Annotated in this window: 24 protein-coding genes and 1 pseudogene; 14 read left to right on the top strand and 11 right to left on the bottom strand. The window is 65.4% G+C overall.

The features are described from left to right. The 5 genes from BL253_RS35150 to BL253_RS35170 form a co-directional block, all read right to left on the bottom strand. Positions 1 to 285 (bottom strand): acyl-CoA dehydrogenase family protein (locus BL253_RS35150; RefSeq protein WP_198946524.1); only part of this gene is annotated, 285 nt, incomplete at its 3' end. A 7-nt stretch (positions 286 to 292) separates the two neighbouring features. Beyond that, positions 293 to 1,063 (bottom strand): enoyl-CoA hydratase-related protein, encoded by a 771-nt coding sequence (locus BL253_RS35155; protein ID WP_076822058.1) that lies wholly within the window; start codon positions 1,061 to 1,063, stop codon positions 293 to 295. Positions 1,064 to 1,707: 644 nt separating this feature from the next. Continuing rightward, on the bottom strand, positions 1,708 to 2,724 hold the full coding sequence (locus tag BL253_RS35160) for a PDR/VanB family oxidoreductase (protein WP_081439006.1): 1,017 nt from the start codon (positions 2,722 to 2,724) through the stop codon (positions 1,708 to 1,710). Positions 2,725 to 2,732: 8 nt separating this feature from the next. Beyond that, on the bottom strand, positions 2,733 to 2,933 hold the full coding sequence (locus tag BL253_RS35165) for a ferredoxin (RefSeq protein WP_198946525.1): 201 nt from the start codon (positions 2,931 to 2,933) through the stop codon (positions 2,733 to 2,735). Between the two features lie 60 nt (positions 2,934 to 2,993). Beyond that, a complete protein-coding gene (locus BL253_RS35170) occupies positions 2,994 to 4,220 on the bottom strand; it encodes a cytochrome P450 (protein WP_076822094.1) in 1,227 nt (408 codons plus the stop codon). Positions 4,221 to 4,465: 245 nt separating this feature from the next. Here BL253_RS35170 and BL253_RS35175 point away from each other — a divergent pair, with 245 nt between their 5' ends. From BL253_RS35175 to BL253_RS35235, 13 genes are all read left to right on the top strand, one after another. Beyond that, on the top strand, positions 4,466 to 5,698 hold the full coding sequence (locus BL253_RS35175; protein ID WP_081439008.1) for a metal-dependent hydrolase family protein: 1,233 nt from the start codon (positions 4,466 to 4,468) through the stop codon (positions 5,696 to 5,698). 10 nt (positions 5,699 to 5,708) lie between these two features. Beyond that, the gene (locus tag BL253_RS35180) at positions 5,709 to 7,187 is read left to right on the top strand and encodes an FAD-dependent oxidoreductase (RefSeq protein WP_076822064.1); all 1,479 of its coding nucleotides are present in this window, start codon (positions 5,709 to 5,711) and stop codon (positions 7,185 to 7,187) included. Positions 7,188 to 7,273: 86 nt separating this feature from the next. Further along, positions 7,274 to 8,140 (top strand): TIGR03619 family F420-dependent LLM class oxidoreductase, encoded by an 867-nt coding sequence (locus BL253_RS35185; protein WP_076822066.1) that lies wholly within the window; start codon positions 7,274 to 7,276, stop codon positions 8,138 to 8,140. Positions 8,141 to 8,282: 142 nt separating this feature from the next. After that, on the top strand, positions 8,283 to 8,837 hold the full coding sequence (locus BL253_RS35190; RefSeq protein ID WP_076822067.1) for an FAS1-like dehydratase domain-containing protein: 555 nt from the start codon (positions 8,283 to 8,285) through the stop codon (positions 8,835 to 8,837). Next, a complete protein-coding gene (locus BL253_RS42005) occupies positions 8,834 to 9,343 on the top strand; it encodes a hotdog family protein (RefSeq protein WP_076822069.1) in 510 nt (169 codons plus the stop codon). Before BL253_RS35190 ends, BL253_RS42005 begins: the two co-directional genes overlap by 4 nt. Before the next feature lie 28 nt (positions 9,344 to 9,371). Then, positions 9,372 to 11,006: an AMP-binding protein gene (locus tag BL253_RS35200; RefSeq protein WP_076822071.1), complete on the top strand. Its 1,635-nt coding sequence runs from the start codon at positions 9,372 to 9,374 to the stop codon at positions 11,004 to 11,006. Further along, positions 11,003 to 12,184: a thiolase C-terminal domain-containing protein gene (locus tag BL253_RS35205; RefSeq protein ID WP_076822073.1), complete on the top strand. Its 1,182-nt coding sequence runs from the start codon at positions 11,003 to 11,005 to the stop codon at positions 12,182 to 12,184. The genes BL253_RS35200 and BL253_RS35205 overlap by 4 nt, the downstream gene beginning before the upstream one ends. Positions 12,185 to 12,261: 77 nt before the next feature. Beyond that, on the top strand, positions 12,262 to 12,657 hold the full coding sequence (locus BL253_RS45640; RefSeq protein ID WP_420801748.1) for a Zn-ribbon domain-containing OB-fold protein: 396 nt from the start codon (positions 12,262 to 12,264) through the stop codon (positions 12,655 to 12,657). Next, complete coding sequence (locus BL253_RS35215; RefSeq protein ID WP_241835420.1) at positions 12,602 to 13,966, top strand: acyl-CoA dehydrogenase family protein; 1,365 nt, start codon at positions 12,602 to 12,604, stop codon at positions 13,964 to 13,966. Before BL253_RS45640 ends, BL253_RS35215 begins: the two co-directional genes overlap by 56 nt. A gap of 74 nt (positions 13,967 to 14,040) precedes the next feature. Then, positions 14,041 to 15,210, top strand: coding sequence for a thiolase C-terminal domain-containing protein (locus BL253_RS35220; protein WP_076822076.1), 1,170 nt, complete (start codon positions 14,041 to 14,043; stop codon positions 15,208 to 15,210). Position 15,211: 1 nt separating this feature from the next. Then, positions 15,212 to 15,652, top strand: coding sequence for a Zn-ribbon domain-containing OB-fold protein (locus BL253_RS35225; RefSeq protein ID WP_076822078.1), 441 nt, complete (start codon positions 15,212 to 15,214; stop codon positions 15,650 to 15,652). Further along, positions 15,649 to 16,719 (top strand): FAS1-like dehydratase domain-containing protein, encoded by a 1,071-nt coding sequence (locus BL253_RS35230; protein ID WP_076822080.1) that lies wholly within the window; start codon positions 15,649 to 15,651, stop codon positions 16,717 to 16,719. Before BL253_RS35225 ends, BL253_RS35230 begins: the two co-directional genes overlap by 4 nt. 2 nt (positions 16,720 to 16,721) lie before the next feature. Beyond that, positions 16,722 to 17,789, top strand: a complete 1,068-nt coding sequence (locus BL253_RS35235) for a TIGR03617 family F420-dependent LLM class oxidoreductase (RefSeq protein ID WP_076822082.1) — start codon at positions 16,722 to 16,724, stop codon at positions 17,787 to 17,789. 69 nt (positions 17,790 to 17,858) lie between these two features. Here the strand turns inward: BL253_RS35235 and BL253_RS35240 are convergent. From BL253_RS35240 to BL253_RS45965, 4 genes and pseudogenes are all read right to left on the bottom strand, one after another. Next, a pseudogene (locus BL253_RS35240) lies at positions 17,859 to 19,363 on the bottom strand (IS1634 family transposase). 180 nt (positions 19,364 to 19,543) lie between these two features. Continuing rightward, entirely contained in the window at positions 19,544 to 20,650 is a 1,107-nt protein-coding gene (locus tag BL253_RS35245; RefSeq protein WP_241835421.1) for an ABC transporter substrate-binding protein, read from the bottom strand. Positions 20,651 to 21,094: 444 nt separating this feature from the next. Next, a complete protein-coding gene (locus BL253_RS45960) occupies positions 21,095 to 21,307 on the bottom strand; it encodes a hypothetical protein (protein WP_158230484.1) in 213 nt (70 codons plus the stop codon). Between the two features lie 138 nt (positions 21,308 to 21,445). Next, positions 21,446 to 21,838: a hypothetical protein gene (locus BL253_RS45965; protein WP_076822085.1), complete on the bottom strand. Its 393-nt coding sequence runs from the start codon at positions 21,836 to 21,838 to the stop codon at positions 21,446 to 21,448. A gap of 368 nt (positions 21,839 to 22,206) precedes the next feature. Between BL253_RS45965 and BL253_RS35260 the strand changes: the two genes are divergently transcribed. Then, a complete protein-coding gene (locus BL253_RS35260) occupies positions 22,207 to 22,497 on the top strand; it encodes a hypothetical protein (RefSeq protein ID WP_076822087.1) in 291 nt (96 codons plus the stop codon). Between the two features lie 102 nt (positions 22,498 to 22,599). Here BL253_RS35260 and BL253_RS35265 read toward each other — a convergent pair whose 3' ends face one another. Further along, complete coding sequence (locus BL253_RS35265) at positions 22,600 to 23,778, bottom strand: sugar ABC transporter substrate-binding protein (protein ID WP_081439010.1); 1,179 nt, start codon at positions 23,776 to 23,778, stop codon at positions 22,600 to 22,602. 1,146 nt (positions 23,779 to 24,924) lie between these two features. Next, positions 24,925 to 25,411: ABC transporter permease (locus tag BL253_RS35270; protein WP_420801747.1), on the bottom strand; the 487-nt coding region annotated here is incomplete at its 5' end.

A 25,411-nucleotide genomic window follows, 5' to 3' on the forward strand; every position in this document is an offset into this window, starting at 1 on the left:
GACGACGTCCAGGCCAATCAGGCCGATCGGCATCGGAGCCCGTGCCCGGGCGAGCTCCTCAGAGAAGACGAGCTGGTGCAGGGGCGTCAGCCCTTGTCCGCCGGACTCGCGGGACCAGGAAATGCCCACCCAGCCGGCGTCGTAGAGGGTACCCTGCCAGGCCTTGAGCACCTCGAAACGGTGGTCAAGATCGAGGGGCACGCTGGGGATGTCCGTGGCGGCGAGCCAGTCTCTGACCGACGCCCGATAGTCCGCCAGCGTCGGATCGTGTGGTGGGTCGGTCATGAAATCCTCATCGTCCTGTGTAGCGGGGTTCGCGCTTTTCGAAGAAGGCCGCGACCGCTTCCTTGGCGTCGTCGTATCCCGACAGCTCGCCGGTGAGGCTCTGTTCGAACTGGTACCCGGACCGGAGGTCCATATACTCGATCTGGTTGAGGCTCCGTTTGGCAATGCGGATAGCGACCGGGCTGTGTCGCGCGATCCGGTTGGCGAGGCGATGAGCCTCTTCGATCATGTCCGCGTCCGCCACGACGCTCACGATGCCGCCGTATGGGGCCAGCTCTGCCGCGGTCACGAGGTCCGCCGTGAGGTGCATTCGTCGCACCACCCCTTGCGGTACCAGCCGGGACAGATGCTTTGCACCGCCCATGGCGCCAACCTGGATCTCGGGAAGGCTAAACCGGGCACTCTCGCCCGCAACGACCAGATCGCACGACCCCGCGAGCGCCACACCGGTGCCGACAGCCACACCACGAACGGCGGCGATCACTGGCAGCGCGCAGTCATAGATCGAAATGAAGGCTTCACGGACCTGCAGCATTCGGATCGGGGCGTTGTCCGGGGTCATGGTGGCGAACTCCGCCAGGTCGTTACCGCCACAAAAGTGCTTCCCCTCGCCAGCGAGGATCACCACTCTTGCCTCAGGCGCGAGTTCACGGATTTTCGAAAACACTCCCTTGATCTCTGCATACATCGGTAGGTTGACAGCATTCACCGGGGGACGACACATCGTCACTGTCGCGACACAGCCGGTCGTGGCGATGGAAAGGAACTCGAAACCCACATCGCGATACTATCGTCCGACCGGTCGGTTGTCTACGGGTGGTCCAACGGGGGCTCGGATGCGTTCAGATCGCTCATCGCGTGCGGGCGCCGACGGGGCCCGGACCGCCCGTCGGAGGCGGCGTCCGATGTGGGTAGATAAGAGTCGACGATCTGACCTCTACTCGAAATCTTCTTCCCGAGGCCTAGAGGAAGGCGCGAACACGGAATCGAGGAGAGGCCATGCTCGGCGCCGGCCTCTAGCCTCGACGCACGCATGACTCCAGTGATGGTGGTGACCAGAGACTTGTGGGACAGGTGCGTGTCCTCGATCTTCACCGCCCACGGTCGGTCAAGCACTGGCCGGGTCGGGCGCCAGCTCGACCGCAGGGAACCTCTTCACACCTGGGTCGAATCGCCGGCGGCGAAGCCGGCGCCGTGTCGACAGGGAGAGACGTCCAGGCGAACAAGCCCCGCTAGAGCCTGGCCCAGGCGCGCCGTGATCACCCAGACACAACGGGTGGCCTCGCCCGCTGTCGGCGGGGCGATTCCCTTCGCGTCGACCTTGCGCATCGCCTCTTCAGGCACCGCTGACAACGCCGAAGATCACGCTTGGATCGAGTTCCTTGCGGCGACAGCGCTTTGGACCCGACTCGGCCGGTGCCGTTACAGGTCGAGCACGAGCCGAGGGGTACGGGATCGGGACACGCAGATCATCATGGTGCTGTTGGACTCTTGCTGCTGCTTGGTGAGGACCGAATCCCGATGGTCCGGAACGCCATTCAGAACGGTCGTTTCGCAGGTGCCGCATGTCCCTTCGAAGCAGGAGCCCAGCACGTCGATACCGGCGTCTGCGACGACGTCGAAGATCGTGTCGTCTGGCGCCACGGTGAGGGCGACGTTGCTTCGTTGAAGCACCACCTCGAAGTTCGTGTCGAGAACGGGCTTCTCCGTGGGCTTGGGCGCAAATCGCTCTAGGTGCAGAGCGCCGCTGGGCCATGTCACGCAGTGTGCCTCGACGGCGGCGAGCAGCGGCTCGGGTCCGCAGCAGTAGATAAGGGTGTCTGGCCTGGGTGAGACCAGAATCGTTGCTAGATCAAGCAGTCCTACCTCGTCTTGGGGGCGCGTGGATACCTTGGCCCCGTAGCGGTCGAGCTCGGGGAGGAACGCCATCGATACGCGTTGGCGGCCGCCATAGAAGAGCCGCCAGGCAGCGTTCGCGTCTTCGGCGGCGGCGATCATCGGAAGGATGGGCGTTATTCCGATCCCGCCGGCGATGAAGAGGTAGCGCGGGGACGGTTGGAGTGGAAAATTGTTGCGCGGGCCGCGAATCTTGACTACTGATCCTGYGGCCATCTGGTCGTGGATATAGAGCGACGTGCCGCGGCCAGCGGGTTCGCGAAGGACGCCGAGCCGATAGGAATACCGATTCGAGGGATCGCCGCACAGAGAATATTGGCGGATCGGCAGGTCGCCGATGATCAGATCGACGTGTGCCCCTGCGGACCACACTGGTAAAGGTTGACCCATGATCTCCTGTAGTTCGAGGCTGACGACTCCCTCGGCTTCCCGCTTCACCGCGCTCACTCGGACTGACCATTCGGACTCCGACCGATCCGCCGCTACCGCGCCCGTCGTGGATCCGATGACAACCTGATCCTCTGGTCCGATATCAGCCTTCATAGCAGTGCTCATTGCTCAATGAGGCGCAAGGCGACGTTTGKGCAACTCGCCACCGCCTTGCGYACGATGTCGATCTCGTTGTCGTCCACCGCGCCGGCTGTGAGCAGTTGCAACTCTGCGGCATCGTCGAGTTCGAAGTAGGCCGGTGCCAGCGACTCGCAAACGCCGATGCTTTGGCACCTGACTGCGTCATGCAGAATTCGCAGCATGGTGGGCGTCCTCTCGGGTGCGCGGGAGTTGTGATTGACGGCCAGGTCGGGGTAACTGCTCTACCAGGCCACAGGCAGGCCATATGCCCCAAACACCATCGCGTCATGCTTGAAGTCGATGGTGTCGACGGCGACCTCGAGTCGGATCGAGGGAATTCGCGCCAGGAGCGTGGTAAGTGCGAGTTCGAGTTCAACGCGGGCCAAGTTCTGACCGATGCAGGCGTGAACGCCGAATCCGAAGGCGAGATGATTACGCGACGCGCGACTCAAGTTGACCACAGCTGGATCCTCGAAAACCCGCGGATCGTAATTCGCTGCGCCGCCGAGTGGAATGATGCCCTCGCCCGCTTTGACAGGGCACCCTCCGAGCTCAAAATCCCTCACCGCCTGCCGGGCCATAATGACGTCCGAGATCGACGTGACGCGAAGCTCTTCCTCGATCAGGTCGGTGACGACGGAAGGATCGGCCAGCAGCATCTGTGTCAGTTCGGGGTGCGACAGCAAGTGCGCCGTGATCATCGTGAGCGAGTTGGCGGTCGTCTCGTGTCCGGCGATAAGCATGACCAGAGATAGGCCCGCAACCTGGTCCAGGGTCATACTGCCCTTGCGGACGTTGTTGATGATCAAACGCCCAATGAGGTCGTCCTCCGTAGGATTGGCGTCCCGCTCCTGGACAGCCTTCCGCAGGTAGTCGAAAAGGCTTTGCTGTGAGGCGGCATGGTCCTCGGCGGTGGTTGTCCTGGAGAGAAGCTTGACAGTGACCGTCTCGAAGAATTCGTGGTCCTCATACGGCATGCCGAGGAGCTGGCAGATCATGCCGCTGGGAATGGGTAGGCTGAACGCCTGGTGGAGGTCGGCCGGTGAGCCAGCTTCGAGCATGCGGTCAAGCACATCATCGATGGTTTTCTGGATCCCGGGGCGCATACTGTTGATGGTCTTGGCGGAGAACGACGACGCGAGCGCGCGACGCAATTTGCCATGCTGTGGCTCGTCCATGAATACAATGTTGGACGCTTGGTCGACTCCGATGACCCCGCTGCGTGTGTTCGGAAAGTGCGGACTGAGACGATTGGCGGTGACCCCGTTGGTGACCTCAATGTCGCTGAGTAGGGTGCGGACCTCCTCGTAGCGAGTCACGACCCAGGCTGGGGCGCCGCTGGGGAGGGTGACTTTCTTGAGCGGTCCGCTGTCCCGCCAGCCGACATACTCGGCCGGAACCTCGAAGGGGGCTTCCCGTCTGGCGGGGAACGCCGGACACACCGCATTCGAGTCCTCAGTCTGGCTCACGGCAACCTCCAACGGGTGGTCATCGCTCACTCCTGGGCGAGCGACTTAAGGCACATGCTACGGAACCCTGACCCGGGGGTCCTGTCAAGCCCTTTCGACCAGCCKGTTGGTCGAAGCTCGGCCACGTGCAGTCGGCTGAGACCTTCAGCAGCAGGGGTTTGCCTCGGGCGATGGACTGGTTCGGAGCCCGTTGACAACCGTCCGGAAGGTCGATAGGCTCCCTTCGGCGAACGAAGGGGATTGGTATGGGCCGACTTGTGCTCTCTGACGCGATGTTGTTCGACGGCACAAACGTTGCATCCGGCTCGACGGTGTCCGTGGAAGACAGCAGGATCGGCGACGTGGTTGCYGGCGGCGCGCTCGACCGTGTGGACCCGGCCGATCAGATCGTGAACCTCGACGGCTACACGCTGATGCCCGGCATGACGACCACGCACTGGCACTCGACCTACCACGAGCTCGCCACCGCGCATCCGTTCGGTAACCAGTATCCGCCGGCCTACACCGCGTTGCTCGCGATGYGAGCCTGCGAGGCCGTGCTGAAAGCCGGCTACACCGGCGCGGTCAGCGCCGGCGCCGCGCACGAGATCGACTCCTCGCTCATGCGGGCGATCGACGATGGAGTGATCGTCGGCCCGCGTGTCCTGCCATGTTCCCGGGAACTGTCCACCACCGGCCATAGCAACGACTGGACTCCCTGGTACTGGGGCGTCGAGGCGCCCGGCGCCACCCGCATCTGCGACGGCGCCGATGGGTTCCGACTTGGGGTCCGCGAGGAGATAAAGCGCGGCGCCAAAGTCATCAAGCTCTTCCTGACTGGTGGGCACGGAGTACATGCGCCGGCGACCCAGAACGAGATGACACGCGACGAACTTCAGGCAGCGATCGAGACCGGCCATGCCCGCGGTGCCCTGGTCCGCGCCCACATCGCGAACCGCGACGCGATCCTGATGGCCGTCGACCTGGGTATCGACATCGTCGACCATGCCGACGGAATCGATGAGACCGCGATGAAGGCAGTCGTTGACGCCGGCGTTTTCGTCGTCCCCAGCCTATTTCTCGCGGAGTGGCGTTGGCCTTCGCTGCCTGAGGGGGGCAAGGTGTCAATCAAGGTAAAACGCGTGCTCGAAGAGGGATGGGAAGCCTTGATGATGATGCACGAGGGTGGCGTGAAGTTGACCGTCGGTGATGATTATGGAGCCGGTGGCTTTCCCCACGGCCTGCAGAACATGGAGCTACTTTCCTACGTCCGGAATACAAGCATTCCGCCCAAGGCGGTGCTGAGCTGGGCGACTCGCAACGGTGCCGAACTGGCCCGGCGCGGCGACGAACTCGGGACCATCGAGAAGGGGAAGATCGCGGACCTAGTGATCGTAAAAGGAAATCCGGTCGAAGACATTACGGTCATGGGCGACCCAGCCAATATCATCACGGTGATAAAGAGTGGCGAGGTCGTCGCGGGCTCGCTCCCGAACTGATAGGGGATCGATGGGCGAGCACGGGTTCTTTCGATCCTCCGAGATCACCGACTGGCATGTCCAGGCCGACGTCGTGGTCGTCGGAGCTGGCGCGTCCGGCCTCGCAGCCGCGGTCGAGGCAGTAGATGCCGGCGCGAACGTCGTGGTAGTGGAGCGATCGGGCGGCAGCGGTGGCGTCTCCGCGGTCTCGCGGGGAATGATCTACCTGGGTGGCGGCACGCCGCTCCAGACCGCGTGCGGCTTCGCCGACACCCCGGACAACATGGCTAAGTTCCTCCGCGCCGCCTGCGGTCCGGGCGTGGATGAGGACAAGCTGGCTGTGTTCACCCACGACAGCGTAGACCTTTACCATTGGCTGGAATCCACTGGTATTCGCTTCAACGAGAAGTTTTTGGACCACCCGTCGTGGGAGCCTCTCGACAGCGAAGGTCTGATGTACTCAGGCGGCGAGAACGCGTATCCGTTCAACGAGATCGCCGACCCCGCCCCACGCGCACACTGCGTCACCGCCGACGGCAACCAGACCCCGGGTCGAACCCTCATCGACAAGCTCGCGACCGCGGCTGCGCAGCGCGGCGTGCGGTTCGAGTATGACCTACGCGGCGCGCAGCTGGTGGTCGACGAGAACGACGCCGTCGTCGGCATGGTCGGTAGGCGCTTCGGCGCGGACGTGACCGTTCGGGCGGACCGCGGGGTAGTGCTCACCACCGGTGGATTTATCTTCAACGACGAGATGCTCGCCAGGCATGCCCCGCGTCTGCTCGCAAATGCCAAGGTCGGCCAAGAGACTGACGACGGCAGCGGGATCCGAATGGCGCAGGCTGTGCGGGCCGGCGTGCGGCGTATGGATGGTGGCGAAACGACCATTCTCACTATCCCTGCCCTTCTGATGCGGTCGGTCCTGGTGAACCAGTTCGGCCAACGGTTCATCAACGAGGACACCTACCCTGGGCGAGTCGGCCAGCACGCGTTCTGGCAGCAGGGTGGTGCCGTCATTCTCGTCTTCGATGAGGAGACGATCGATTCCATCGACCCAAAGCTTGCTGGACTACCGCCCACGATCGCCCACATGTTCCCGCCCAAACCCACGCATGCCGCGGAAACCGTTGCGGAACTCGAGGCCGACCTCGGACTGCCAGAACGTGCACTTCAGGTCACCATCGGCGAATATAACCGCAACGCAGTACTCGGGATCGACCCACAGTTCCGCAAGAACCGACGCTACCTTCGACCGTTGGCGGCGCCGTTCGGGGCGTTGGACATGCGCCAGCACACGTTCCGTTCGATGACATTGGGCGGGCTCGACACCACGCTCGACGGCGGGGTACGCGACTTCGCCGGTACGAGCATCGACGGCCTCTATGCCRCTGGCCGCGCGGCGTCGGGCATTCCGGCGTGGGGCTATTGCAGTGGCTCCTCGCTGGGCGATGGCCTCTTCTTCGGTCGGCGGGCCGGCTCGGCAGCTGCACGACGTGCACCGTCAGACTAGTCATGACTCGGCGATCGGGTCCGCACTCGTCCAATGCTTAGATCTTGCGTTGTGCTTGGACGGCCGAATGGCGAGAGGATACTCGGATGCGTTTCTGGCAGGCAATGACGATGGAACCGCTCGACGAGCGGGCCGCCCTATGCCAGGCAGCGGAAGCGGCGGGATACACCGGGGTCACGTTTGGCGAGCATCTGGTCACGCCGGCCTACGTCAAGTCCCGGTACCCGTACGCCCCGCATGGACGGGTCCCCTGGGATCCCGAGGCGCTCTTTCCCGACCCGTGGCAAGTCATCTCGGCGCTGTCAGCGGTAACGACCACGCTACAGTTCATGACCGCCATTTTTGTGCTCCCCCTCCGAGACGTCTTCACCGCCGCCAAGGCCGTCTCCACGGCCGCCGTCCTGTCCCACAATCGGATCACCTTCGGCGTCGGCGTGGGCTGGATGCGAGAAGAGTTCCGGCTTACAGGACAGAGCTTCGAGGAGCGTGGGGCACGAGCGGACGAGATGATCGAGATTATCCAGGGACTTCTGCGGGGCGGCATGTTCGAGTACCACGGCCGCTTCCACGACTTCGAACCCGTCCAGATATCGCCTGTCCCGACCAACCCCGTGCCCATCATCGTGGGCGGCGAGACACCCGCTGCGCTGCGCCGAGCCGCGCGAGCCGACGGGTGGATCACCTCGCCCCGCACCCCGGCCGACGTCGCACCGATGATCAGCCAGTTCGAGGCCGAGCGCACGAGGATCGGTGCGGGCGACAAGCCGTCCAGGATCGTCGCACTCCTAAAGGGAGACATCGCTATAGATCGATGTCAAAGATTGGCCGATGCTGGCGTCACCGATGTCGTGTTCCCGAGCTTGGTCACACATCCGACGATTGACCCGACCTCCACCGGTCGTATCAGCTTGATCCACGGCCGGGCCGCGCGGGTTATCGCCCGTATGGCGTAGGACGCGGACGGCCCATAAGCCGCAGGGAGTCATGAGCTTGACGCTCCGCTAGGCCCATGACAACCTCAAAGAGAACAGCTGCTCGACCGACCGGACGGTTGGAAGTGCGGCCCGGAGTGGGTATGCAAAGGAGCGGAAGGCYGTGGTGGAGCCGATGTGGAAGGTCACGCCGGGCACGTGGGAAGACGCTGAAGCCCTTGTCGGCACCGTGATCTCATCTACGGTCGGGGTCGATCCCGTCAACCTGTCCGACATTCGCCGACGGTTGGAAGTGCTGGCCTGGGACAGCGCGATCCACTACGACGAGGCTGCCGCACGGTCGGTCGGCCTCAGCGGGGTAGTCAGCCCGGTGACAATGAACATTGTGTGGTGTCTGCCGGCCTACTGGAGCCCGGGCGACGGCCCGCCGGAGCCGGGCGATCCCGCCCTGATGCCGAACTATCCATTCCCGCGGATTCCCGCGCCCGGTTCGGTCCTGTTCGCCGCAGGCTGCCGCACACGTTATCACACGCYGATGTACCCGGGCGACAGGATCGCCTCTCGTTCGACCTTGATAAGCGTGACGCGGAAACGACTCAAGATCGGTGATGGCGCCTTTATGGTTGTGCGCACCGAGTACTCGAAGTCCACTGGCGAGGCGGTCGCCACCGAGGACATGACCGTCTTCCGCTACACTCCCGAGGAAAAGGTCGCATGACAGCCAACCCGATCGTTTCCGCACGGGTCGGCGGTAGCCTCCGGCTCGCCGACGTCGCCGTGGGCGATGAGATGCCAGTGACCTCACTTCCACTGACGCTGCAGCGCCTAGTGATCGAGGCGAGCGTCAATCGTGACTTCACCCCAACCCATCATGATCCGGCGCTGGCTGTCGCGTCGGGCGCGCCAGCGCCGTATGCGAACACGTCGATGCTTATGGCGCTGCTAGAGGCGGGACTGCGTAACTGGATCGGACTCGAGGGGCGTGTGCTGGAACTCGATTTTCGGATGCGTCGTTTCAACACGGCTGGTTCTGTGCTRCGAATTGGCGGGCGGGTCACCGGCATCGGCGAACTCGACGCCGAGGAATCTACGGCTGCGCTCGACCCCACGGTCTGGGGTGCCGCTGACGTGCAGTGTTGGATCGAGGCCAACGACGAATTCACCGTCGAGGGCACGGCCCGGGTTGCGCTGATGAAGTCCGATGGGACGGCGGTCCATGAGTGAGCGTCGTGCCGCAGGTATCCTGGATCCGATGAGCGCCGAGGCAACCACCGCCGGACTCCTTTCACACAATGCCGCTCGGACGCCTGACAAGGTCTTCGTGGCCTTCCCCGAGGGTTCCTGGACATGCCGGCAGACGCTGGACCGTAGCCGGTCTGTGGYCAACGGACTCCGCGCACTAGGTGTCCAGCCTGGCGACCATGTGGCCTCATGGCTGCCCAATGGTCCGGAGGCGTTGCTGTCGTTGTTCGGCGTGAATTTGGCGGGTGCCATCCAGGTGCCGCTCAACACGGCGTACCGAGGAGGTTTGCTGGAGCACGCCCTGTCCCTGTCGCAGGCGAAGGTACTGATTGTCCATTTTGAGCTCGTCCGGCACCTGGAGCACATTGACCATCCGCATCTTCGCTCGGTCGTGGTAGTCGGCGGTGACGCTGCGCACGTTGCGGGGGCGAACCTCGACCAGGTCTCCTGGGCGGACCTGGAGGGTGCGAGCAGCACGGAACTGCCAGCCGAATGTGATCGCCATCCGTGGGACGACATGGTCGTCATCTTCACGTCGGGCACGACCGGACCGTCGAAGGGCGTGCGCTGCTCCTACCTGCACCACGCGTCGTACGCGGAGTGGTTCAGCGTCGGTGACCTCGGCGCTCAGGACCGAGCGTTGATCCTGCTTCCGCTGTTTCACGTCGGCGGGACGGGCTGGGTCTTCGCCGCACTCACGTGGGGTGCCTCGCTGGCCCTTCCGCATCGATTCGAGACGCGTCGATTCTGGGACGACGTCGCGACGCTCGGCGCGACCACGTGCACGATGGTCGGCGCGATGGCCAGCTTCCTGCTCCAGGAACCGGAACGGCCCGACGACACGCACAACGGATTGCGGATCGCCCTGGCCACTCCCTGGATGAGTACGTGGCCAGATTTTGCTCGCCGGTTCGGCGTCCGGCTGTGGGCCGGATTCGGGATGAGCGAAGTGCCTGGACCGCTGCGGGCAGACTTCCCCGACGGCGACATCACCGGATTGGGTCGCGAGACATCACCCGAGTGGAACCTCAGGGTGGTGGACGTATTTGACCAGGAAGTACCCGATGGGCACCCGGGAGAGCTCATCGTCCGCCATCGACGGCCATGGACTATCACCCACGGATACCTCGGCATGCCGGCGGCGACCGCCCACGTTTGGCGCAACGGCTGGTTTCACACAGGCGATATCGTCGTACGCCGCCCTGACAGAACATATGTCTATGTTGATCGGGCCAAAGATTCGATCCGCCGCCGCGGGGAGAACATCTCCTCGCTCGAGGTCGAACAGGAGGTCCGGGCCCACCCAGCGGTCGGTGACGCGGCTGCCGTCGCCGTGCCTTCCGAACGCTCCGATGATGAAGTGTTGGTCTTCGTGGAGCTTAACAACGGCGAGCAACTCTCTGCGGCAGACCTAATCAACTTTGTCATCCCCCGGATGCCGCACTACATGGTGCCGCGCTACGTCGAATTCGTTGACGAGCTGCCCCGCACTCCGACCGGCAAGCTCCGCAAGGTCGAACTGCGAGCCCAGGGCATCGGCCCCGACACCTGGGATCGTGAAGAAGCCGGCATCACGGTGAAGGCGCCGCGGTTCTCTACCATCGCCCGGGCCGGCACCGCGGCGACAGGTCAGGTGCCGTCGTGACCGCGCGGGAGATGGCCGTCATCGCAGGCGTGGGCGAGGCCCCCCCGACACCTGGTGGTTCCGGACGCACCGCTGAGGCGCTGACGCTGACCGCGGTGGCGGCCGCCTGCGCCGACGCCAATATCGCAACGTCTGACATCGACGCGATCATCAAGTACAGCCACGACACGTCCATGGCACTACAGGCGCTGGCAGCGACGTTGCGGTGCGAGGAACTGCGCTTCGGCCTTGAAGTGAACAATGGCGGCGGAAGCGGGGCCGCCCTGCTAGACGCCGCCAAGGCCCTGGTCACATCCGGTGCGGCCTCCTCGGTGCTGTGTTATCGCACCATCGTCGGCAACGACTGGGTCACCCGGATGAACCAGCCCGACGAAGTCCGTCCCTACTACATGGACACGGTCAACTATCTGCGGCCGGCGGGATGGACCKGCTACCTGCACACGTTCGCCTGCATGTACGCCGAACATGAGGCCCGTCATGGTACCACCAGGGAAGCGTTGGGCCATGTCGTGCGGCAGCTCCGCAGGAACGCGGCACTCAACCCGGCCGCAGCCTGCGCCAAACCGCTGACGATGACCGAGTACCTGGACCGCCCGCCGCAAATCGGCCCCTTTACGGACCTCGACGACTTCGCTGTAGGTGACGTCGCCTCCGCGGTAATCGTGACGACGGCGCAGCATGCGACCGAACTAGGCATATCGGGACCACGATGCGAAATCGTCGCCACGGCGCAATCCCACAACGACCAGCCGATGGCCTGGTTCGACACCCGCGTCCTGGCATCCACCGAGGAGACCACCGTGCGACATGTCGCTGATCAGCTCTATGCGCGGTCGGGCCTGACACCAGCCGACATCGACGTGGCCCACCTCTATGACTGCACCAGCTTCACRTTTCTGCACAACCTGGAGGAGACTCGGTTATGTGAACGCGGCGAAGCAGCTGCGCTCGTCGCCGAACCTGATTCACTAGCTGCGACCGGGCGTCGCCCAGCCAACACCAACGGCGGCGATCTCGCCGGCGGCTACAGTCACGGTTTTCGCCATATCTACGAGGCAGCGTTGCAGGTGAGCGGTCGCGCCCACAACCAGGTCCCCACAGCCGAAATCGCCATGGTCATGGGCGCCCAAGTAGGCCCTACATCTGGGGCGATCCTGCGTCGATGGGATATGACATGACAGGCAAACATTTTGCCGACGCCATACCCTGCCACATCGACGACGGGACGCAGGCGTTGGCGGCCGACTTCGCCGCGATGGCCGCCGACGGAGCCGGTTGGCACGTGCAGGGCTGCCGAGCGTGCGCCGGCGTGTGCTTCCCGCCCAGACTTCGTTGCCCGCATTGCGGATCGGCAGATCTCGCATGGGCACCGACCGGCACTGCTGGGACCGTCGTCGGTGTCGTTCGCGTCTCAGGTGACAATGACAATTTTCGTCATCGGGCACCRCGCCACTTGCGCGGACCCCAGGGATACGCCACCGGCATTGTGGAACTCGAGCATTGGCCAGGTGTGCGATTCCCTGTGCTGTTGGTTGGCGAGGATGCCGTGGCCGGCGTCGTGGGCGGGTCGGTCGTCATCGGCACGGCACGGGTCGGTGAACGACTCGTTCCCGTCGCCCGCTGCGCGCCGCTGGGCGTCGGCAGTTCTTGATACGCCGGTCTCTATTGCCTCGGCGACACCAGAAGTGGCCCAGCGTTGCCCGCGTGGGCAACTGACCATGGCAGAGGGAACCACTTTGGACTTCGAGTACTCGCAACGCACGAACGAACTGGTTCAGCGCGTGCGCCACTTCATGACCGACCAGGTAATACCGGCCGAGGCGGTGTACGAGGCGCAACTGCGCGAACAGACCGACTATCACCAGGTACCTCGGATCATGCAGGAGATGAAAGCAGAGGCGCACGCCGCCGGGCTGTGGAACCTGGCAATGACTCACGGCGACTGGGGCGCTGGATTGTCCAATCTTGACTATGCTCCTATCGCCGAAGAGATGGGCAGGTCGATACTGGGCAACGAAGTCTTCAACTGCGCCGCACCCGATACCGGCAACATGGAGCTCCTCGCATTGTTCGGTTCCCCGGAGCAGCAGAACAGATGGCTACGGCCTCTACTCGCCGGGGACATGAAGTCGAGCTTCGCGATGACCGAGCCCGACGTCGCCAGCTCGGATGCTCGCAACATCGCCACGAGCATTGAACGTGACGGCGGCAGCTATGTGATCAACGGGCGTAAATGGTTCACGTCGGGGATCTGCGACCCCGCGTGTGCGCTGATCATTGTGATGGGCGTGACCGACCCCGCCGCCCCAACATATCGCCAGCAGAGCATGGTGTTGGTGCCGAGGAACTCGCCCGGTGTCACGATCGTTCGCGACCTACCCTACTTCGGCTATGTCGACCGGATGGGGCACGGCGAGGTCACATTCACCGATGTTCGGGTTCCCGCCGCCAGCATCCTCGCAGGGGAAGGGGAGGGTTTTGCCTTGGCGCAAGGCCGGCTCGGCCCGGGCCGCATGCACTACGGCATGCGGGCGATCGGCATGGCCGAACGTGCGCTGGAACTGCTCACCCGGCGGGTGCTCGCGCGGCGGGCCTTTGGAGCTCCGCTGTCTGACAGGGGTGTGATCCGGGAGTGGATCGCCCGAAGCCGAATCGAGATCGATGAGGCGCGGCTGCTCGTGTTGCGCGCCGCTTGGCTGATGGACACGGTAGGAAACAAGGCCGCCCGTACCGAGGTCGCGGCGATCAAAGTCAGCGCCATGGGCGTCGCCCACCGGGTCATCGATCGGGCTATCCAGGGACATGGCGGTGCTGGCGTCACCGATGACACCCCGCTGGCCCGCTTGTATGCGTTGTCGCGAGCGCTGCGAATCGCGGACGGCCCGGATGAGGTACACCTGCGTACGATCGCGCGACTTGAACTCGCCAAGTACAAGACTGAACCCCACAGCGTGGCGTGAAGCGTCGTCGATAGTGCTCGGCCGATCGGTCGATTGTGATAGGAAGGATTTGCAATCGTGCAGAGGAGCGCCCAGTGACCGGAGCGGCGATCGTTGGCATCGGTGCCACGGAGTTCTCCAAGGACTCGGGGCGCAGCGAACTTCGGTTGGCGACGGAGTCGGTGCTTACCGCGATCGCCGATTCCGGTTTGGATCCGGCGGATGTCGACGGAATCGTGTCGGTGACCATGGACAACAACGACGTGTCCTCCGTCGCCCGGGCCGTCGGCATCCCTGGGCTGTCGTGCTTCTGGCAGGTGCCATGGGGCGGTGGGGGCGCGTGCGGCTGCGTACAGGCCGCCGCCGCGGCCATCGCCACCGGTGCTGCCGAGGTCGTGGTCTGCTTCCGCGCCATGAACGAGCGGTCCCAGCAGCGCTTCGGACGACCGAAGCCGGGAGGCTCAGGTCGCGGCGGGCTCGTCACCAGCCGGGAGGCGGACCTGTCGTGGGCGACGCCCTTCGCTTGCGCCACCGCCGCCACGGCCATGGCACTCAGCGCCCGGCGGTACATGCACGAGTACGGTGCGACGAGCGAGGACTTTGGTCGGGTCTCTGTAGCGGCCCGCGACTTTGCCGCGACCAACCCGAACGCCTGGTTCTACGACAAGCCGATTACCCTCGTCGACCATCAGGCATCCAGGCTCATCTCCGATCCACTGCGGCTGCTGGACTGTTGCCAGGAAAGCGACGGCGCTGTCGCCCTTGTCGTCACCAGCGCCGAGCGGGCCCGCGACCTCAGGCAGGCGCCGGCGTACATCGCGGCGGCGGCGCAGGGGATGGGTCCTCAGGTCGTCAACATGGCCAGCCCGTATGGCGATCTGGCGCGAACACCCGAGACGTCATTGGTCGCTGAGCAGCTCTGGCGTCGGTCTGGCATCGGGCCGGCGGACATTGCCGCGGCGATCGTGTACGACCACTTCAGCTTCGCCGTCCTGATGCAGTTGGAAGCGCTGGGGTTCTGCGCGCCCGGCGAGGCCGCGGGGTTTGTCGCCGACGGTCACACGTCCCGAGGCGGTTCGTTGCCGGTCAATCCGCATGGAGGCCAGATCGGTGAGGCCTACATCCACGGCTTCAATGGCATCGCCGAGGCAGTCCGGCAGCTGCGCCGCACCGCTGTCAACCAGGTCGACCATGCTGACACGATCGTAGTAACGTCCGGGTCGCACGTACCGACCAGCGGCCTTGTACTGACGAAGGAGCTGTGACGTGAACGGAACCTACAGGGACCGACCACGTCCGCACATCAGCCAGGACACGGCATTCTTCTGGGACGCGGCGCTCGCCGGGCGTCTTGACGTGCAGCGGTGTATACCCTGCGGCACCCTGCGGCACCCTCCAGCGCCCGCATGCGGTAAATGCCATTCATTCGACTGGACGCCGGCCACGATGTCAGGCCGAGGCGTCGTGGAGACCTACACGATCCATCACCACCCGCCCGTRCCCGGCTTCACCTCCCCGCCCGTGGTCGCCCTGGTCCGATTGGCGGAAGGTCCCCTGATGATCAGCAATATCGTTGGCCCCGGAGCATCCGGGGTCACCATCGGCGACGAGGTAATGGTGGTGTTCGTAGAGATCGACGACGACTATGTTGTCCCCCAATTCGCGCGGATCATCCGTGACGATGTGGACGAACGCGAGCATGCATGACTGGTCTGGTATGGGACCAGGTGCGGCCGGGCGACGATCTTCCCGACCTGGCGTTCCCAATCACGATGAAAGGGCTAGTGCTCGCCGCAGCCGGGACCCGAGACTTCATGCCCTATCACCATGATCGAAGGTTTGCCCGGTCCGCCGGCTCCCGCGACGCGTTCGTCAACACGATGTTCAATCAAGCGCTGTTTGGACGGTTCACAACCGACTGGACGGGACCAAATTCAGATCTCGTCTCGCAGTCGCTCCAGATGACTGACCAGCTGTGCGTCGATGACACARCCATCGTGCACGGTCGGATCGGCCGGACATGGCAGGACGCATCCGGGTCACTCGTCGAACTGTCATTGTGGATCACCGCAGGCGACCGGGTGACGGCCCGATCGGAAACCGTGGTTAGCATGCCTTCGGCCAGAACGGGTCCCGTCGGGCCGCGGCGCCTCACGCCCCTCAAGCCCGCCGTCGTCGGGGATGATGTCCCCGCCGAGGTGCGACCGCTGATCGGCATCGCCAAGACCCGTTCGTCGCCGTATCCCGTGAGCGAAGCCCAGATCGGCTACTGGTGTGAGATGGTCCGCGACCGCAATCCCCTCTACGCCATCGGCAGTGAGGCCGACGCCGGCCGATTCGGTGGGCCTATTGCCCCTCCGACGATGCTCATGACCTGGGGCATGCCACGCGGCACACAGACCGGCGTTGACACCAGTCACCCGGATATTGGCGCCCCCAGCGACGAGCCATGGCCCGAACCGCCAGCAACCGAGATCGGCGGCTATCGCATGAAGGCGGCGACTGAGATCATCGGCGTCTCTACCGATTCAGAGTTCGGTGACCCCGTGCGCCCGGGCGACCAGGTCACAATCAGCACCGGACTGAGGGGCTGCAGCCCCTTGCGGCAAACCAAGCTGGGACTCGGCTACTTCGTCACCAACCTCAGTGAATTCTCCGTAGGCCAGCGCCTGGTCGGGCGGGTGCTCATCACCACGCTGCACTACGGCATCGCCGAGCCAGGTGACGGGCATGCATCCGTTTCTCCCGGGTCCTCCCAAACCCAAGGCGTGTGAACATGCAGGTCTACGCGTTGATCGACTCAGAGCTCCCCCTCGGTGATACAGGCGCCTTCGCAGCTCGGATGGAGGCGATCGGCTACGACGGGGTTCATGCCGTTGAGACCATCCACGACAGCCTCATGGTGGCGGCGCTCGCGCTGGCAAATACAACGACGCTGCAGGTACGGACCGCGGTCACGGTTGCGCTGACCCGCAGCCCCATGCTCATGGCACTGCAGAGCTGGGACCTTGCCCGGATGTCTCACGGACGTTTCGAGCTTGGACTGGGCAGCCAGATCCGCGCCAACATCGTCGATCGTTTCTCGATGGCCTGGAGCGATCCGGTCGGGCAGATGCGCGAATACGTGCAGTCGATGCGGGCCATCTTCGCCGCGTTCCAATCTGGAAGCGAACTCGAATTCGTCGGTAAGCACTACCAATTTCGGCGCCTCCAACCAGTGTTCAACCCGGGACCCATCGACAAGCCCCATGTGCCGATCTGGCTTGGCGGGGTCAGCACCGGCATGGTGTCCGTCGCGGGCGAGGTGGCCGATGGGCTCGTCACCCACCCTACGAACACGACCCCCGAGTACATAGACGAGGTGTGCCTGCCAGCGTTGCATTCTGGCGCTGAGAAGGCTGGCCGCCGGCTGTCAGATGTGCCGGTCATCGCGAGCTGCCGCATCATCACTGGCGCCACACCCGCCGAGATCTCCCAGGCCCGTGAACAACATCGACAGCGACTGGCGTTTGTGCTCTCCACTCCGTCCTACAAGTGGACGCTCGATCGCTATGGACTTGGCGACATCCACGACCGCCTCCGCGCCTTGACCCGCGAAAAAAAATGGTCCGCAATGGCCGAACTGGTCGACTCGCGGGTGCTCGACGCGCTGACGCTGGAGTCAGACTACGCCAACCTGCCAGAGCGCCTCGACGCCTGGCTCGGCGAGAGCGTGTCAGGGTGCGTCGTTCCGCCGCCCGCGGATCCCCGCGATGATGACGAGTTCGCGACTGTGATTGCCCGCATCAAGCAAACGCGCTCGGAGGTCGGCGACGGCCCGGACGCGGGAGCTGCAACCCTCTAGCGAGGGTGTGTCCGACTTCAGTAGCAGACAGCCGCAACACCACGAAGGTCAGCCCTGACTTCCGCCAAATTAGTGCGCACTGCCCGGTGAGACGATCTGCGCGAGTGCGGTGCGCAGGTCGGCCGAGAGGGGGTCCTCGGCGGTGAGGAACTGCTCGTCGGCGCGGATCTGGATGGTGCGGTAGCGCCGGGTGGTGCGCACAAACCGGCGGATGGACCAGCCGGTGCGTTCCTCGACGTGGCGGACGACGGCGAGGGCGGCGAACACGATGGTCAGGTGCGCGTCGATCGACTCACGTTTGTGGTGGTAGATCGGCCGGATGGCAAGATCGCTCTTTGACATGCGGAACGACTTTTCGATGCTGAGTAGGTGCCTGTAGGCCTCGAGGACGAATTCCGGGGTCGGSTTGTCGATGTTGGTGATGTAGCCCTTGAACCCGGCCAGGGCGCGGGCCTTGGCCTCGAGAGTCCGGTTCACGGACTTGCCGGCGCCGGTGAGCTGGACGAACCGGTTGCGCTTGATCGGGGTCTTCCCGGCGACGGCCTTCTCGGCTTTGGCGACCTGTTCGTCGATGCCGCGCAGGGTGCGCCGGGCTCGGTCGGCCTTTACTGGTAGTAGATGACCTGGTCGCGGCGCTGGTCGGTCAGGCCGGCGGGCCAGGGCTGGGTGAAGATCTGCCCGTCGGGAGCGGCGTCCGGGTGCTCACGCCGCCACGCCGCGACGACGTAGGGAACCTCGGGGATCTTCATGCCGAGGATGAACGACAGGCCCTCGGCCTCGATCGCCCGGCGGTTGGCCTCCGAGATCATGCCGGCGTCGGCGACGACGGTGACGACGGCCAGCCGGTGAGCGGCCATGAACGCTTTGATCACCGGGAGCATGGTGGTCGTCTCGGCCTTGTTGCCCTCGAACGCCTCGACCATCAGCGGGAAGCCGGCCGCGTCGGTGAGCAGCCCGACGGTGATCTGCGGTTCGAGGCGGCGTTCCTTCGAGTAGCCGGACTCGCGGAACCCGTCGCCCTGGTCGGTCTCGAAGTAGAGGGTCGTCACGTCGTAGAGGACCAGGCTCGCCGGTCCCAGGCCGGCGTGCGCCGCGCAGGCCGCGGCCAGGCCACGGCGGAAGGACTCGGTCGCGTAGGTCGGCAGGCGGCGCTCGATGGTGCGGTAGGCGACGGGGCCCGCGCCGACCTCGTCGAGGACCCGTGGCGTGTCACGCTTGCTGGTCGGCTCGATGATCCGGGCCAGGACCAGAGCACGGAACACCGGGTCGCCGCCGGTCGCCGTGGCCAGACCGACCGCGTCGTAGGCGCGGCACAGCGCGTCCCACAGATGCCCCATCCGCGAGGCGACGATCGGCAGCGGCGCACCTGATGAGCCGACCACGTCCAGGCCGAGGTCGAGCTCGCCCTGCCCGGCCGCGAGCCGCTGGTTCGCGACCGCCTTGAGGGCCTCGAGTTCGGCCTCGTCGTGCGCCGACCCGATGTGGTCCATCGTCCGCGAGCCGCGCCGGTTCGAGTACACGATCTGCACCGCGGTCGCGCCCGACGCGGTCCGCACGGTGCGCACATACGCCACGAGCCCGCAGCCTAGAGGCCCGGGTTAGTGCACAAAAACAGCGACCTCGATCAGCGAACCCACAGGTCAGCGACCCACCGACGCGATCAAGTCGCGATCATGACGGAGTCAGGCCGTTGCGAGGCGCCCCGGCCATGGACCTCCGGCGTCCCGGGGCGCGGCCACCGCGGGCTCGACGCATCAGCTGATCGGCCTGCCGCACCGCATTACGGGTTCCAGCGGTTGGTAGCTGGTGCCGTCGTCACTGACCCGGACGAAGTCGAAGCAGTCGGAGGACCTGCCGCGGTTCGTCGCGAGGTCGATCGGCCCCGGCAACAAGCCTCCCCCGTCATAGTTGTGCACCGCACGCAGGCCCTGGACGAATGCCTGGCGAGTCGGGCAGGGGCCAGCGGCCTGCAGGCCGTGGAGGAACAGGTCGGCGGTCAGCCAACCGTAGAGGGCAGCGTCCTGGGCCGGGGCCTGAATCTGCGGAGCGTATGTCTGCATCGCCTTGAGAAACGCTCGGTGCGTGGGACCGCCCGCCTCGAACGGTACGAAGGTCGTGTAGATGACGGTGCCGGCGAGGGCCGGGCCGAGCTGCGCCAGCAGCCTCTGGTCGTAGCCAAACGGGACGAGTACCGCCTTGAGCTTGACGCCGGCGGCACGGACCGCAGGAAGAAGTTTGGCAAGCACGTCCGGGAACAGGACACCGGCAAGGGTGTCGACATTCGCGGCCTTCATCCGCGCGGCCAACGCCTCAAAACTGGTCACGTCGTTGAGCGCCTCGACGGTCAGCTCGACCTGGACACCTGCGGCTTGCAAGCTCGCGCCAAGCTGCTGCTGGAATGCCTGCACGGCCGGGTTCAGTGCGCTGGTCACCAAGGCGGCCCGGGTTCCGCCTTGGCCTCGGACGAATTCGCCGTAGACGGTGGACGAACCGCTTTTGGGCGCAACATAGAACCAGGAGAACATGTTCTCGTAATCATTCCAGGCGGCTTCGGCAGCCAGTCCGATGGCCGGGATGTCCTGGCCGGCGAGGTACTGCGCCGACCCGGCTGCCACGGCTGGTCCTTCGAGGAGGCCGAAGGCCTCCTCGCTCTCGACGAGTTCTCGGGCCCCAACGAGGTTCAAATGCGGGTCCGAGCCGTCGTCCCGCCAGGAATACACGATTTTCCTGCCGTGTACGCCGCCCTCGGCATTTGCGACCCCCAGCCGGGCGTCGACGCCGGCCCGGAACCCGAGCGTGCCTGATGAGGTCGCTCCGGTGTCGCTGAACAGCAGGCCGGCTTTGACCTCGGTGTCCGTCACACCCGGCGCCGTACAGTCGACCGGCTGCCCGTTTCCCGCGGAATCCCCCGAGGCGCCGCAGCCGACCAACCCCAGGATACTCAAAGCGACAGCGGCCGCGACTTTCTGTCGTAACAACCGCCACTTATTGCCTAAGAACATCTGACCGACTCCAATTTTGTCGAGACCCGCGTTCACCTGCCGTGCCGCGCGGCGGCGGGGTAGGCGCCCCATCCTTGTCCGCGCCGGCGAGGCGGACGAACCGGTTGCGCTTGACCGGGATCTTCCCGGCGACGGCCTTCTCGGCCTTGTCGACCTGCTCGTCGATCCGCGCAGGGTGCGCTGGGCCCGGTCGGCCTTGTACTGGTAGTAGATGACCTGGTCACGGCGCTGGTCGGTTTCGCCTAGCCAGGGCTGGGTAAAGACCTGCCCGTCGGCGGGCTCGGTGTCGGGATGCTTCGTGCGCTATTCCTCGAGGACGTAGGGAACGTCGGGGATCTTCAGGCCGAGGATGAACGACAGCCCCTCGGCCTCGATCGCCTTGCGGTTCGCCTCGGAGACCATGCCGGCGCCGGCGACGACCATGACATCGGTMAGCCGGCGGGTGGCCATGTACGCTTTGAACACGGGGAGCATCGTCTGGGTCTCGGCCTTGTTGCCCTCGAAGGCCTCGACCATCAGCCGGAACCCCGCCGCGTCCGTGAGCAGCCTGACCGTCGCCTGCGGCTCCAGGGCGGCGTTCCTTCGAGTAGCCCGACTCGCGGGCCCCGTCACCCTGGTCGGTCTCGAAGTACAGCGTCGTCACGTCATACAAGGTCAGGCTGACTGGTCCCACCCCAACGTGGGCCGCGCACGCCGGGGCCAACCACTGCCGCCAGACAGCGGCGGCATACCGGCGCAGGACAAGCTCGATGGCGGCTGCAGGACACCGCGGCGACCCGGCCTCTTCGAGGACCGCTGCGCGTCCAGTTTCGACGTCGGCTCGATGATCCGCGCCAGGACCAGGGCACGGAACACTGGGTCGCCGCCGGTCGCCGTGGCCAGGCCGACCGCGTAATAGGCCCGGCACAGCACATCCCACAGATACCCCATCCGCGACGCGACGATCGGAAGCGGCGCCCCCGCCGAACCGGCCACCTCCAGGCCCAGGTCGAGCTCACCCTGCCCGGCCGCGAGCCGCAGACAGGCCGCCGCCCTGAGCGCCTCCACCCCGGCCTCGTCATGCGCGGTGTGGTGGCGTCCGCCGCCGTGAGGCGTCCTGTCGTCCGTTCAGGCGGGCCCGGAGCCGTACGCCACAGCGCCTGCCGGGGTACGACCATGATGGCAAGCTCAGGGTGATCCGCTTGAGGTGCGCTGCAACTCGACCGTGGCCCGACCGCCGGGGCTTGGGCTCCCGTCCGCAAAGTTGCTGGTGCAGAGCGCATCCGAGGCCGCGCAGTGGCCGGCGGTGCCCTCACGGGCCACGGTCAATCGGGTCCTCGCCCGTCGCGGTCTTGCTTGAGTCCCACCCGCGACGGCGCCCCCGACACGGCGCACTGCACCGGTTCGTCGGCCCCGCCCGCAACGACCTGTCGCAGATGGATGGGTTCACTCGCCCGCTGGCCGACGGCTGCATCACGACAGTGATCGAGATCGTGGACGACTACAGCCTGCTGCTCGCCGCCTGCCACGCCGCGACCAGCGAGAACGCCCGCGACGTCTGGGACGCCTTCACCTGTGACGTGGTGGTCAGCGACGGGTTGGTCACGGTGACGCGTTCGGTCCCCGTCGAGTACCGGTTCGCCGTCGTTGGACGAGTCATTGTAAGCGACAGGGACCGCGCTGACGGCGGTGCGGTCGGGTGCTTCGGTGATCTCGATTCTCGCTGAGCCTTGCTGCTTACCGGCCAGAAGGCGACGGGATCCAGGTTCAGCGGCGTACGATTCTCGAGCTTGGCCATCATGATCCTGCCGGTCCGGTCCGATACGCCGTCAGCCGACCTGCCAGAGCGCGCTGAACTGCGCCGCGTAGTCGACCGGCGTGTCCACGGACGGGCGGACCTTGCCAATGGTGTCCGCGGTGTAAAGCTGCACCTTCGGCCCGAGTTCTTCCTCGGCCGCCGGCACCGCAACACCTTCGGACAGCCGCAARGCGATGTCCAGGGCGTAGTACCCGGCGACGTATTCGGCCTGGTTCGTAACGACCTTGATCTTCCCGGCGAGCATGTCCGCGATGTTGTCTTCGCGGGCAAGCGTGGTGYCGACGGTGACCTTTCCAGACAGACCGGCAGCCTGGARCRCCGCCGGGAGTCCGGTAAGCATGTCTCCAGTCAGTGAGACCACGTAGTCGATGTCGGGATTGCGGCGCAGCTCGCCGACGATCGCCTGCGGTACCGAACCCGACCCCAACTGCCCGATTGTCACGTCGAGCTCGTGAATCTTACACGACGGGCAGCCGTCTGCCACCGTGGACTTGATGGCCGACATCTGGGTCTTGAAGACTTGGAACTGCGGGGCGTTGACCACCAGCGCGTTGGCCTCACCTTTGGAGTCGGCGATGAACCAGTTGGCGATGGCCTCCCCCTGCTTCGTGTAGTTCTTGGCGCCCTGCACGACATGGATTCCCGAGCTCCACGTGGGAGTCGGCGGATTGGTGAGACCGAAGACGATCAGAGGGACGCCAGCGGCTTCATACGCGTCTTTTTGCGAAGCCCAAAGGCTGGGATCCGTGCCTGCCATGATGACCGCGGCCGGCTTCATCCGCAGCGCGGTGTTCAACGCGGAGATGAGCGTCGAAGGGTCCGCGAGCTTCGACGGGATCGTCGTCAGGTTCCACCCGACCGAAGCAGTCGCGGCCTCGAGCGACGTCTTCCAGTTGGTGCAGGAGACCACGTCGCAAGCAATCAAGACGACGGTCTTTCCTGGTTCTGGCTTGCGGGGTAATGGTGCGGTGATTCCGATGGCGGTCGCCGGCTGCTTGGCAGCAGCAAGCCCCGCTTGCGCCGTTGCGAGCRCAGCGGACGAGCCCGGACCGCCGCTGCCCGTCGTCGGYGGGTCTTCACCACCCGAGCCGCACGCGGCCACTACCGCCGACATGACGACGGCTACGACCGTCGCCGCCGCCAGCCGGTGTGCCCTCCGGAAAGGCTTCCTTACGTAGCGTCGCGACATGTCCGTTGCCTCCAGTTGTCGAAAACCCTCAGGATCGCGCCAGTCGGATGCGCGAAGCCCAGTACGTCCGCCCGTACTTCCGCCCACCACCGGTCAGTGGCGTGGAACCTATCGTCCGACCGGGCGGTTGTAAATAGCGCCCCTTAGGTCCGACCCACACCCCAGGTCGAGTGGTCGGGAGKAGTTTCACTCCCAGTTCCACCGGGACCATCCGTGACAATCCGGTGTCACACAGCTTCCGCTCGGGGTCTGGCCACCGAAATCGGGACCAGCCCCGGTGTCGATCGCCCACGTARCRGGCCCTAAACCACCTGCCCRGTTCCATTCCCAGCAAGCCTTCGACCTCCACCGCGACAACACACCTGCCGCCCCGCGGCACCCAGCCGCCACGTGACAAGCCACTCGACCGACCCCCGCCGACAGTCCATCGAGACACCGGAGCGCGACAGCTCCGTCTACCGTTCCCGCGACCACCACCAACCGACCGATCGGACGCCACCAGACAACCCACACCGCAGAGGACCCGGCGATGCGCGCGCTGCGAAAGTCCCACGGCCCGGTCCTGGCGCAGGTCTCGGCCTCTCGGTCGCCGGGCGGCTACTGCGCCGAGGGCTTGCTCTGACTGGCGGCTGGATCGACACGTTGGCGCTGCGCGGTGGCCGCCTCGCGTTCAGCGCGGGAGACCTGGGACGGCACGACGCCGCCGCCGGCAGTGCACGCCCTGCTACTCAAGGACCCGGCTCGTCCTCGCGTCCCTCGGCTCGGCCCGCAGCCGGGCGATGGCTGAGACCCGACCGGACAAGGGCGTCACCCTGCCCGTCTACGCCGACGGACTGACCGAAGCCCGGGACCGAACGGGATCCTGTTGGGCACGGACGGCCGTCCCGGGAGCTTGTCCGTACGACGGACCGGTCGCCACGACAACTCGTGGCCGAGGTCCTCGAAGCTGTCGCTCGCCATGGCGGTGACGTGTCAGCGGTGAGCGAACCACGCCGTCGACACCGAACACCGCCAGCGGGTGCCGGTTACCCTCGCCCAGTTCGCCCGTCCGATCGGACCGACCAGCCGATCAGGGCCTCGCGCGCCCCGCATCTTCACAACGCGACGGGCCCCGTCGACTCAACTACGGACCGGAGGACTCGGTAGTTATGACACCACCTTCCCGGCCCCTGCGAATTCAGACTCGGGCGGCTCCGCTGGGGCAGCCGACCCCAGCCTCCGTTTCTTGCCGACCGGCGCCCGACGCTGCTGCCATCCGGCGAACGCGACCGCAACGATAAGCGCAAGCCCGCTGAACAGTGGGTCGAGCCACTGAGCGCCGGTAACGAACTGCAGGCCCTGGATCCCGGTCGCCAACACAAAGATGGCGAGCATGGTGCCAAAGACGTTCACCCGGCCAGGAGTCACCTGCGTCGACCCGAGAAAGACCGCGGCGAGGGCCGGAAGCAGGAGCGTGCCGCCGTAGGTCAGCGACGGTCCGTTGAGCGATGCATAGCAGATACCGGCGAATCCGCCGATCGTGGAGCCGAGAGCAAGAGAGACCCAGATCCATCTGTCTACGTTCACTCCTGAGAGCCGCGCCGCGTCGGAGTTGCCTCCGACCGCGTACAGGTACCGACCGACCGGTGTGTGG

The sequence above is a fragment of the Pseudofrankia asymbiotica genome (assembly GCF_001983105.1).
Lineage (GTDB): Bacteria > Actinomycetota > Actinomycetes > Frankiales > Frankiaceae > Pseudofrankia > Pseudofrankia asymbiotica.